Source organism: Pseudomonas sp., assembly GCF_035277045.1.
GTDB lineage: Bacteria > Pseudomonadota > Gammaproteobacteria > Pseudomonadales > Pseudomonadaceae > Aquipseudomonas.
Genome location: NZ_DATELE010000276.1, coordinates 310,852 through 322,819 on the forward strand (window position 1 = coordinate 310,852; position 11,968 = coordinate 322,819).

Below are 11,968 nucleotides of genomic sequence, written 5' to 3' on the forward strand. Positions count from 1 at the left end.
CAAGCATCACGCTGCAAGCTGCAAGACGATCACTTAAGCCCGGCGAACTTCAGGCTGCTGTTTCCTGCAGCCTGATGCTCGCCACTTGCAGCTGTTCTTTACTGCGGGTTGGCACGGGTGCTGGACAGCAGTTGCTTGAGGTTGGCCGCCTTGGGCTTGACCAGCCAGAAGCGCCGCACGTAGTCGTCCAGGTTCTCGAAGAGCTCACGCCCCCATTCGCTGCCGGTCTCTTCCACGTATTCGCCAAGGACACGCGCCAGATGGCTGCGGTACGCCTCCATCGCTTCACCACTGATACGCTGGATTTCCACCAGCTCGTGGTTGAGCTTGTCGACGAAGCTATTGTCCATGTCGAGCACATAGGCGAAGCCGCCCGTCATGCCAGAACCGAAGTTGTAACCGGTCTTGCCCAGGACGCAGACAAAGCCACCGGTCATGTATTCACAGCAGTGATCGCCCGTGCCCTCGACGACGGCATGGGCACCCGAGTTGCGCACGGCAAAGCGCTCGCCCGCGGTACCGGCGGCGAACAGCTTGCCGCCCGTGGCGCCGTACAGGCAGGTGTTGCCGACAATGGCACTGTGCTGGGTTTCGAACGGGCTGCCGGCTGGTGGCACGATCGTCACTTTGCCACCGGTCATGCCCTTGCCGACGTAGTCGTTGGCATCGCCTTCGAGGTACAGGTTCAGACCGCCGGCGTTCCACACACCAAAGCTCTGCCCGGCCGTACCGTTGAAGCGGAAGGTGATCGGCGCCGACGCCATGCCCTGGTTGCCGTGCAAGCGTGCGATCTCGCCAGAGATGCGCGCGCCGATCGAGCGGTCGCAGTTGCAGATGTTCAGGCTGAACTCGCCACCGGACCGGTCGCGGATCGCAGGGAGGGCCATCTCGACCATCTTCTCGGCCAGCTCGCCCTTGTCGAACGGCGGGTTGCGGTCAACCTCGCAGAACTGCGGCTTGTCGGCCGGCACATGGGGACTGCCCAGCAGCGGGCTGAGGTCCAGGTGCTGCTGCTTCTCGGTTTCACCCGGCAGCATTTCCAGCAGGTCGGTGCGCCCGATCAGCTCTCCCAGGCTGCGCACGCCCAGCTTGGCCAGCCACTCACGGGTTTCCTCGGCGACGAAGGTGAAGAAGTTCACCACCATGTCGACGGTGCCGATGTAATGATCCTTGCGCAGCTTGTCGTTCTGGGTCGCGACGCCGGTGGCGCAGTTGTTCAGGTGGCAGATGCGCAGGTACTTGCAGCCCAGGGCGATCATCGGCGCGGTGCCGAAGCCGAAGCTTTCGGCGCCGAGAATGGCCGCCTTGATCACGTCGAGGCCGGTTTTCAGGCCGCCGTCGGTCTGCACCCGGACCTTGCCACGCAGGTCGTTGCCGCGCAGGGTCTGATGGGTCTCGGCCAGGCCGAGCTCCCATGGGGCCCCCGCATACTTGATCGAGGTCAGCGGCGAAGCGCCGGTGCCGCCGTCGTAGCCGGAGATGGTGATGAGGTCGGCATAAGCCTTGGCCACGCCCGCGGCAATGGTGCCGACACCGGCCTCCGCCACCAGCTTGACCGACACCAGCGCCTGCGGATTGACCTGCTTGAGGTCGTAGATCAGCTGGGCCAGGTCTTCGATCGAATAGATGTCGTGGTGCGGCGGCGGCGAGATCAGCGTCACGCCCGGCACCGCATAGCGCAGACGCGCGATCAGGCCGTTGACCTTGCCGCCCGGCAGCTGGCCGCCTTCGCCGGGCTTGGCGCCCTGGGCAACCTTGATCTGCAGCACTTCAGCGTTGACCAGGTACTCTGGGGTGACGCCAAAGCGGCCAGTGGCCACCTGCTTGATCTTCGAGCTGCGGATGGTGCCGTAGCGGGACGGGTCTTCGCCGCCCTCGCCCGAGTTGGAGCGCGCGCCCAGGCGGTTCATGGCCTCGGCCAGCGCTTCGTGAGCTTCTGGCGACAAGGCGCCCAGTGAGATACCGGCGGAATCGAAGCGTTTGAGAATGGCTTCGAGCGGCTCGACTTCTTCGACGGCCAGCGGCTGATCGGCCACCTTGACCTTGAGCAGGTCGCGGATCATCGACACCGGGCGCTGGTCGACCAGCGCTGTGTATTCCTTGAACTTGGCGAAGTCGCCCTGCTGCACGGCGGCCTGCAGGGTGTTGACCACGTCAGGGTTGTAGGCGTGATACTCGCCACCGTGCACGAACTTCAACAAGCCACCTTGCTGGATCGGCTTGCGCGCGCTCCAGGCTTCGGCGGCGAGCAGCTTCTGCTCGTTCTCGATGTCGACGAAGCGCGCGCCCTTGATGCGGCTGGCAACGCCACGGAAGCTCAGGCCGACCACTTCGTCCGACAGGCCGACGGCCTCGAACAGCTGCGCACCCCGGTAGGAAGCAACGGTGGAGATACCCATCTTCGACAGGATCTTCAGCAGTCCCTTGGAGATGCCTTTGCGGTAGTACTTGAAGACTTCGTCCAGATCGCCCAGCACTTCGCCGGTACGGATCAGGTCGGCCAGCACTTCATAGGCCAGGTACGGATACACCGCCGAGGCGCCGAAGCCGAGCAGCACGGCAAAGTGATGCGGGTCGCGGGCGGTGGCGGTCTCGACCAGGATGTTGCTGTCGCAGCGCAGGCCCTGTTCGGTCAGGCGGTGGTGAACCGCGCCAACGGCCAGCGATGCATGCACCGGCAGCTTGCCCGGGGCGATGTAGCGGTCGCTGAGCACCAGCTGGGTCTTGCCGGCACGCACAGCTTCCTCGGCCTGGTCGGCGATATTGCGAATGGCCGCTTCCAGGCCCAGGCCCTGCTCGTAGTTGAGGTCGATCAACTGGCGGTCGAAGCCTTCGCGCTCCAGGTTCATCAGCGAGCGCCACTTGGCGGGCGAGATGACCGGCGAGCTGAGGATGACCCGCGAGGCATGCTCCGGGGATTCCTGGAAGATATTGCGCTCGGCGCCCAGGCAGATTTCCAGCGACATCACGATCGCTTCGCGCAGCGGGTCGATCGGCGGGTTGGTGACCTGCGCGAACTGCTGGCGGAAATAGTCGTAGGGCGAACGCACGCGCTGGGAGAGGATCGCCATCGGCGTATCGTCGCCCATCGAACCCACGGCCTCCTGGCCCTGCTCACCCAGCGGACGCAGTACCTGGTCACGCTCCTCGAAGGTGACCTGGAACATCTTCATGTACTGCTTGAGCTGGTCAGCGTCATAGCTGGCCGGGCCCTGGTCGTCGCTCAGGGTCGCCTGGATACGCATGGCGTTCTGGCGCAACCAGCGCTTGTACGGGTGACGCGACTTGAGGCGGTTGTCGATGGCATCGGTGTCGAGGATCTGGCCGGTCTCGGTATCGACGGCGAAGATCTGGCCCGGACCCACGCGGCCCTTGGCGATCACGTCCTCGGGCTTGTAGTCCCACACGCCGATTTCCGACGCCAGGGTGATGTAGCCGTTGGTGGTGGTCACCCAGCGCGCCGGGCGCAGGCCGTTGCGGTCGAGCAGGCAGACCGCGTGGCGGCCTTCGGTCATGACCACGCCGGCCGGGCCGTCCCACGGCTCCATGTGCATGGAGTTGTATTCGTAGAAGGCGCGCAGGTCGGCGTCCATGGTCTCGACGTTCTGCCACGCCGGCGGAATGATCATCCGCACGCCGCGGAACAGGTCGATGCCACCGGTGACCATCAGCTCGAGCATGTTGTCCATGCTCGACGAGTCGGAGCCCACGCGGTTGACCAGCGGGCCGAGCTCTTCGAGGTCCGGGATCAGTTCGTTGGTGAACTTGGTGCGGCGGGCCACGGCCCAGTTGCGGTTACCGGTGATGGTGTTGATCTCGCCATTGTGGGCGAGGAAGCGGAATGGCTGAGCCAGCGGCCATTTCGGCAGAGTGTTGGTGGAGAAACGCTGGTGGAACACGCAGATCGCGGTCTGCAGGCGCTCGTCACCCAGGTCCGGATAGAAGGCGGCAAGGTCTGCCGGCATCATCAGGCCTTTGTAGATGATGGTCTTGTGCGAGAAGCTGCAGATGTAGTGGTCGCTGTCCTCGGCGTTGGCCACCGACGAACGGCGACGGGCGCTGAACAGCTTGATGGCGAATTCCTGGTCGCTCAGGCCATCGCCCGCGATGAACACCTGCTCGATCTGCGGCAGGCGCTCCAGGGCCAGGCGGCCAAGCACGCTGGTATCGATCGGCACCTTGCGCCAGCCCACCAGTTGCAGGCCGGCCGCGAGGATTTCGCGGTCCATGTTGGCGCGGGCGGCTTCGGCGCGCACCGGGTCCTGGTTGAAGAACACCATGCCGACGGCGTACTGCTTGGGCAGTTCGACGGCAAAGTGCTCCTGGGCCTTGGCCCGCAGGAACTGATCAGGCTTTTGCATCAGCAGGCCGCAGCCGTCGCCGGTCTTGCCGTCGGCGTTGATGCCACCGCGGTGGGTCATGCACGTCAACGCCTGCATGGCCGTTTGCAAAAGGTGGTGGCTCGGCTCGCCCGTCATGTGGGCAATCAGGCCGAAACCACAGTTATCCTTGAATTCTTCTGGATGGTACAGACCTGTTTTCATAGACACATTCTCACCAGGTTCGCCTCTCGATGTAGGCAAATCTCTTTTTAGTACAACCACTTACCATCCACGCCGATCAAATGCCAGCTTTTTGCGGTGGCCAATGGGAAACCATTGTTGCACAGCGTCGGGGAAGCTCACAAATTTTCATGTCGCATGACTGAAAACTTATGTCTCAATTATGAATGTTTTTAGCCGATTTCCGTGGTACGGCCTAGCTGGAGTCTGAAGCGTTTCAGCCTGGACTGCAACAGAGGCTTGTGGCCGGCAGTCTGGGACAGACAAGCCTGCCGCACGTTGGCGCAGCAGGCTTGACGAAATCAGGAGTCGCTCAGCAACTGGGCGGCGGGGGTGGTGCCGCCCGGAAGGGATCTCAGCGAGCTGTTGCCAGCTCTTGTTGGACGCTGGCGACAGTACGAGGCCAAGGTTTACCAGCCTGGACCTTGGCTGGCAAGGTTTTGATTGCAGCGAGTGCTGCATCGCGGCTGGCAAAGCTGCCGTAGGTGATCACATAGAGGGGCTTGCCCTGCAGGGTTTTCTTGAAGTAGCGGTACTCGCCGCCCTGCGCTTTGACGTAGGACTGAGCCGATGCCTCGGAGCTGGTACCCAGGATCTGCACCACATAGTTGCCCGGCTTCTGGCCCGCATACCAGCCGCCACCGGCCGTCGCTTTTTCGGCAGGCTTGGCGCTGGCAACCTGGGTCGGCGCCGGCGCAGGCTTGGCGGCAGGTGCAACCGGCTTGGCCGGTTGGATGGCGACCGGTTTTTCAACAGGTGCTACCGGCTGCGCGGGCGTCTGCGATGGCGCTGGGCCTGGTGCCATGCCTTGTGGCGGCGCGGTAGTAGTGACGGTCGGCGGCTGCAGCGCGGTCTCGCCGGCGGGGCTGCTTTCCTCGCCCTCGCCCATGCCCGCGGCCTGAGCCAACGGCTCGCGCATTACTGGCTGCGACTGCCCTACCAAAGGCAGCGGGGTTGGCTGCGAGGACCCGGAGAACTCAATGGCCGGATTGCCATTGTTTGACTGGGCATTGCCCGGCTTGCCTTCACCCAGCGGCAGCTGGGCCTGCTCGGCAGGGGCATCGGTCGGCGCGTGGTCGCCTTTCTTGGGCATCAGCACCGCTGCGGCAACAGCGACGACAACGACAGCGGACAGTGCCAGCACATGTTTCTTAGGCATATTGAACCCCATGGATGGTCGCTTGGCCGAGTTTCGGCTGGCGAGCATGGCTTCGATCAAGGTATCACGAGCGACCTGGTTGATTGCCCCAGGCCAGCCATCGGAATGTTGGTGGATCTCGGCGACCTGCTCACGAGTGAACACCTCGATCCCACGGCCAGCGCCATCCAGGCGCTGCTCGAGGTACTCGCGGGTCTCTTCCTCGCTGTAAGGGGCGAGCTCGATGACATGGATACGTTCCTGCTCCGCAGTGAGCTCATCCAGACCAGCGATCAGTGAGGGTTCGCCAAACAGGAACACGTGCGGACGCCCTTCAGGAGTGCCCGCCGCCAGCTCCAGCAACGCTTGGAGTGCCGACTCGTCGAGTTGTTCCGCATCGTCCACCAGCAAATAGACTTCCTGGCCGGTAAGCGCCAGCTGGACCACCTGGCTGAGAATCGGCGTGACTTCCGCCTGGGCAACCTTCAACGACTGGGCCACCTGACGCAGGACGCTTGCCGCATCGGTCGCGCCACGGGCGGAGACCACCACGCTCTGCACGGACTGCTTGTTGGTGCTGGCGACCAGGGCCTGGCGCAAGAGCGTCTTGCCACTGCCCAGGGGGCCTGTGACCACCAGCATCAGCTGGCTATAGCGCGCCAGGTGGTGCAACTGCCCCAGCACCGGCTTGCGCTGGGCCGGAAAGAACTTGAAGCCTGGGACTCGAGCCGCGAACGGGTCGTGGTTCAACTGGTAGTGGCCAAGGAAGGCCTCATCGGCATGCAAACTAGTCATCACGCTGTCACAACCTCAAAGCTGGGCCACAATCGCGCGGTAATCCGCGGCCAGGGTGGCCTGAAGAATCTCTTTCGGATAGTCGTCGGTGATCACGGCCTCGCCCAGCTGGCGCAACAGCACCAGGCGCAGGCGGCCATCGAGCACCTTCTTGTCGACCGCCATGTGCTCCATGAAATGCGCCGGGGTCATTTCCTGTGGGGGCACCACCGGCAGACCTGCATCCTTGAGCAGGCGAATACCGCGATCACGCGCAGGCTGGTCGATCCAGCCCAGGCGCATCGACATCTCCAGCGCCATGACCGTGCCGGCCGCCACGGCTTCACCGTGCAACCAGACGCCATAGCCCATGTGGGCCTCGATGGCATGGCCAAAGGTGTGGCCAAGGTTCAGCGTGGCCCGTACGCCCGACTCGCGCTCGTCCGCGCCCACCACCGCCGCCTTGGCGGCGCAGGAGCGACGAATGGCTTCGGTCAGCGCCGCGGTATCAAGATCGCGCAGCGCGGTCATGTTCGCTTCAAGCCAGCCCATGAAGGGCTCGTCGCAGATCAGGCCGTACTTGATGACTTCCGCCAGGCCCGCCGACAGCTCGCGCGCCGGCAAGGTGGCCAGGCTGGTGGTGTCGATCAGCACGGCGTTGGGCTGGTAGAAGGCGCCGACCATGTTCTTGCCCAGCGGGTGATTGATGCCCGTCTTGCCGCCCACCGACGAATCGACCTGGGACAGCAGGGTCGTCGGCACCTGGATGAAGTCCACGCCACGCTGGTAGCAGGCGGCCGCGAAGCCCGCCATGTCGCCGATGACGCCGCCGCCCAGGGCCACCACCGTGGTGCGCCGGTCGTGGCGCGCGGTGAGCAGTGCGTCGAAGATCAGTTGCAGGGTTTCCCAGTTCTTGTAGGCCTCGCCATCGGGGAGCACCACCGGCAGCACCGAGTAGGCGCCCAGGGTTCGGGCAAGACGCTCGAGGTAGAGAGGGGCCACGGTCTCGTTGGAGACGATGGCGACCTGCCGCCCGGCAATGTGCGGGGCCAGCAACTCTGGCTGGTCCAGCAGGCCTTCGCCAATGTAGATCGGGTAGCTACGTTCGCCCAGGTCGACCTTAAGTGTCTGCATGTATCCCCACAATGAACTAGGGCGCGGCATCGACGCTCGACCCGCGCGGTAACGTTGAGCCCCGCCTCGGCCTGGCAGGCCGCCGAGAATAGTCCCGGCTTAGCGAGGGGGCAACTGCTGCAAGCGATCCAGGATATCGAGCACCACCATGCGCGGCGGCCGTTCGTCGGTCTCCACCACCAGGTCGGCGATCTCGCGGTACAGCGGGTCGCGCGCCTCGAGCAAGGCCCGCAGCGTGGCCTCCGGGTTGGCGGTTCGCAGCAGGGGCCGGTTACGGTCGCGGGCGGTACGTCCCACCTGTTGCTCGACCGAGGCGTGCAGGTAGACCACGCGCCCGCCCGCGTGCAGCGCACGGCGATTGGCCTCGCGCATCACGGCTCCGCCACCGGTGGCCAGGACCACGCCATCGAGGCCGCACAGCTCGGCAATCATCGCCTGCTCGCGGTCGCGAAAGCCCGGTTCGCCTTCCTTGTCGAAGATCCACGGGATATTGGCGCCGGTTCGCAGTTCGATTTCCTTGTCGGAATCCTTGAACAACAGGCGCAGCTCTTTGGCCAACAGGCGCCCAATGGTGCTTTTGCCAGCCCCCATCGGCCCCACAAGTATCAAATTTCGCACAGAATCAACGACTCACAGCAATCGCCTGGTCATCCATGATACGCGGAGTCAGGAAGACCAGCAGCTCGGATTTTTTCTCTTGTAATGCATCGCGTCGAAACAGCCGCCCAACATACGGCAGATCGCCCAGAAATGGCACCTTGTCGACCACATTACTTTGCACGGTGGAGTACACGCCGCCGATCACGATGGTCTGCCCGTCGCCCACGCTGACCTTGGCGTTGACCTCGTTCTTGCGGATAGCCGGCACGTTGCCTTGGGCATTGAGGTAGTCGGGTTCGTCCTTGGTCACCTTGACCGCCATGATCACGCCATTACCGGGGGTGATCTGCGGAGTCACTTCGAGCGACAGCGAGGCCTCGCGAAAGGACACCGACGTGGCGCCGCTGCCGCTGGTCTCCTGGTAGGGCACCTCCGTGCCCTTGAGGATCCTGGCGGTTTCCTTGTCCGCCGTGACAACCTTGGGTTGGGAGATGATCTCGCCGTTGCCGCTTTTTTCCATGGCGCTGAGCTCAAGGTCGAGCAGCACGTCACTGCGCAACAGGCCCACCCCGAGGCTGGCAGTGGCTCCTTCGGCGCCGAGGTCGACGAACACATCGCCGCCCAGGCCGCTGCCGCCGGGCGCCAGTGACCGGCCCCAGCGCACACCCAGGCTGCGCTCGTAGTCGACATTGGCCTCGACGATGCGCGCCTCGATCATCACCTGGCGCAGGGGAACATCCAGGCGCGCGACCAGCTGGCGCAGTTCGGCGAGCCGCTCGGCGGGCTGGGTGGCCACCAGCGTGTTGGTGCGTGCATCGACGGTCAGGCTGCCACGCCCGGCAAGAATGCCATCGTCGGCCAGCGCGGCCAGCAGCAGCTCGGCCAGGTCACTGGCATTGGCGTGATGGATCGCCAGCAGCTCGCGCTGCAATGGCTGCGATTGCGCATCCTGCTCAACGCCGAGCCTGGCCTCGCGCGCCTGCTCGGCCAGCTCGGACGCGGGCGCCACCAACAGCACATTCCCCACCTCCCGCCTGCCAAGCCCCCTGCTGCGCAGCACCAGATCCAGCGCTTGCTCCCAGGGCACGTCCTGCAAGCGCAGGGTGATATTGCCTTGTACCGAGTCACTGGCCACCAGGTTGATCCCGGCGAAGTCAGCCAGTATCTGCAACACCGCGCGCACCTCGACGTCCTGGAAATTGAGCGACAGCGGTTCAGCCGCGGACGTCTGCGTCACCTCCATGGCCCGTACCGGCAGGATCGCCAGCAACATCAGCAGCGCGATTGCTTTCATGCTCATCCGTGATCTCCGTGACCGCCCTCTTCCTGAGGGCCAGGTACCGCGATTGTTCCAGCCAACCCTGCCCACCGACGTACGAGCGTTCGAGCACCTCGACCTGATGGTCGTCTATGCGGATCACACGCCCGTCCGCACGGCCCACGCGATCCCCTCTACGCACGCGGTGCACGGTGCCGTCCAGGCGTAGCAAGGCCTGGTGCTCGCCCTGGCTGGCCAGGCTGCCGACCATCTCCAGTTGCTCGAGCGGCACGCTGACCAGGGGATTGGCCGTGGCGCTACCGCTGCTACGCCGAAAAGGATCGATGACGGGCGCGCTGACGACCGCCCGCGCCGGTTCGGCGGCCAGTGAACGCGGAACCTCAATGGCGTCCTGGCCGGCATGGAACGTGTTTACCTGCAGGTGCATGCGCAGCAGACCGGGCTCACCCTTTACCGTGTCCAGGCGCAATTGCTGCACGCGCAACAGACGAAGCTGGCCTAGCCACTGGTCCAGCCAGACGCGCAGAGCCGGGTAGCGGCCGATGACTTGCAGCTTCAAGGGGACGGTCCGGTATCCCGGCTCGACGGTGCTCTTCAGCACATCCACCTGTTCGAACACCAGACCCTGCTCGTGACCCAGCCTGGACAGGTCCTCCAGCAGCTCAGCCATGTCGCCGCCCGCGGCTAGCCGCCAACGCGTGTCCTGAAGCTGCTGGCGCAGACGATCCAGTGAGGCCTTCACCGTGCCGAGCTGGCCCGCGCGCAGGGCTTTGCCCTCCAGCTCCTTATGCAGCCGGTGGGCATGCTCCGTGCCGCGGGCAAACTCCACACGCAAGGCATGCAGGCGCGCCACATAGCCAAGCCCGAGCACCACCAGCATCAGCAAGGCCAACAGCGAGATCCTGAAGACCGGTGGCCATCGGGACAGATGTTGCCAATCCGGGCGCCAACTCCAGTTCATGACCAGGGTGTCCGGATGTTCGCCGAGAGGCGGAAACCCTCGCCCTTGGGCTCGCTGCGCAACTGCTCCAGATCGACTTCGTGCAGCAGGCGTTCGCCCTGGAGGCCGCGTATCAGCTGAACAACCAACGTGCCCGAGGCAGCAAGGCCTTCGAGCTGGACCTGGTTACCGAGCAATTGCAGGCTGCTCAGGTACAACCCCTCCGGCATCACCTGTTCAAGCTGCGCGAGTAGCGCTGAAGCCTGTCCTTCACCCGCGCGCAGCCCGGCAAGCAGCGCCTGGTTTTCGTTCAGTTCGGCGTATGACTGCTCAAGCGCGGCTATTTCCGTTAATCGCCCGTCCATGATGACCAGCTCTGCCTGGGCGCGAGCATTGTCGCGCGCCTGCATCTGCAGGCGCTGGCGGCCGAGCTGATCGAGAAACACGACACCGCAAAGCGCCACGAGCATGGCACCGACCAGCGTGGCCTGGAACCGCCGGACCGCGGCAAGGCGCCGGCGCTCACGCCAGGGCAGCAGGTTCAGCCTCAGCATCAGCGCAGCCCTCCCAAGGCCAGCCCGCAGGCCATGGCCATCGATGCGCTCGCGGCAGCCAGGGCACCAGCATCAGGCAGGGCCGTCAGGTCCAGGCCCGCCAGCGGCTCTACCTCCCGGATACTGAGTGCCGGGCGCTCCTGCAGCAACGCCTGCACATCAATGTCCGCGGCACCGGCGCCCGCCAGCAGCAGCTCATCGACCTGCAAGCCCTGCACTGCGCATGTGAGCCAATGCTCGATGCTGCCTGGGGTCGAAGACGCCGCACCCGTACCGCCCAGCCGCAACTCCTGGCGCAACGGCAACGGCCCGTCATGCCAGGCATGTAGCGTCACGCGGTCGGCCTCCAGTTGCACCAGCACCTTCGCCGCGGCCGGCATGACGCGCCGCAGGGCCAGGCTATCGATGTCCACCAGCCGCGCCTGCAGACCGGCCGCGGCGAGCACCTGCTCCAGCGGGTCGAGGTGGCTTTGCCGACAGGCGGCGACCGCCACCTCCACACAATCCGGCTGCTCGGGGCTGGGGCCAAGCACCTGGAAATCGAGGGCGGTATCGTCGAGCGGAAAGGGAATGAACTGGTCGGCCTCGGCCAGCAATTGCGCTTCGATCTGGGTGTCATCCAGCCCCGCCGACAAACGGCGCACCTTGCTGATCACCTGCGAGCCCGGCATCGCCACGGCAACCCGCCGCTGGCTGCTGCCCGCTCGCTGGTGGGCCTTGCGCAAGGCGGCTACCACGGGCGCCGGATCGCTGATCCAGCCGTCACGAATGGCGGTCATTTCGAGTGGTTCGACGGCCCAGGCAGTGACCTGGCAACGTCCTCGCCGCCGCTGCAATTGCAGCAGTCGAATGGAATCGGGGGCTATTTCCAGCCCGAGAAGTGAACCGGCATCCCTGCCAAAGCGTCCAAGCATCGTTTTTCCCTTATTGGTTACTGCAAAATGTGGTGCCGATCGCGGGGCGTCTTGTCGACAGCCGCGATCAACG

At 64.7% G+C, this 11,968-nt stretch carries 8 protein-coding genes; all 8 read right to left on the minus strand.

The features are described 5' to 3' along the window. Positions 1-98: 98 nt before the first annotated feature. Positions 99-4,544 carry a glutamate synthase large subunit gene (gltB, locus tag VJS90_RS17425; protein ID WP_324122888.1) on the minus strand — a complete coding sequence of 1,482 codons (4,446 nt, stop codon included), beginning with the start codon at positions 4,542-4,544 and terminating at the stop codon, positions 99-101. Positions 4,545-4,917: 373 nt separating this feature from the next. Further along, entirely contained in the window at positions 4,918-6,495 is a 1,578-nt protein-coding gene (locus VJS90_RS17430; protein ID WP_324122889.1) for an SPOR domain-containing protein, read from the minus strand. A gap of 15 nt (positions 6,496-6,510) precedes the next feature. Continuing rightward, a complete protein-coding gene (gene aroB / locus VJS90_RS17435; protein WP_324122890.1) occupies positions 6,511-7,608 on the minus strand; it encodes a 3-dehydroquinate synthase in 1,098 nt (365 codons plus the stop codon). A gap of 99 nt (positions 7,609-7,707) precedes the next feature. Further along, positions 7,708-8,226 (minus strand): shikimate kinase AroK, encoded by a 519-nt coding sequence (aroK, locus tag VJS90_RS17440; RefSeq protein WP_324122891.1) that lies wholly within the window; start codon positions 8,224-8,226, stop codon positions 7,708-7,710. A gap of 4 nt (positions 8,227-8,230) precedes the next feature. Then, the gene (locus tag VJS90_RS17445) at positions 8,231-9,481 is read right to left on the minus strand and encodes a type IV pilus secretin PilQ (protein ID WP_324123244.1); all 1,251 of its coding nucleotides are present in this window, start codon (positions 9,479-9,481) and stop codon (positions 8,231-8,233) included. After that, the gene (locus VJS90_RS17450; RefSeq protein WP_324122892.1) at positions 9,423-10,379 is read right to left on the minus strand and encodes a pilus assembly protein PilP; all 957 of its coding nucleotides are present in this window, start codon (positions 10,377-10,379) and stop codon (positions 9,423-9,425) included. Before VJS90_RS17450 ends, VJS90_RS17445 begins: the two co-directional genes overlap by 59 nt. A gap of 65 nt (positions 10,380-10,444) precedes the next feature. Continuing rightward, positions 10,445-10,981, minus strand: coding sequence for a PilN domain-containing protein (locus VJS90_RS17455; protein ID WP_324122893.1), 537 nt, complete (start codon positions 10,979-10,981; stop codon positions 10,445-10,447). Beyond that, positions 10,981-11,895: a type IV pilus assembly protein PilM gene (gene pilM, locus VJS90_RS17460; protein WP_324122894.1), complete on the minus strand. Its 915-nt coding sequence runs from the start codon at positions 11,893-11,895 to the stop codon at positions 10,981-10,983. The genes VJS90_RS17455 and pilM overlap by 1 nt, the downstream gene beginning before the upstream one ends. Positions 11,896-11,968 lie beyond the last annotated feature (73 nt).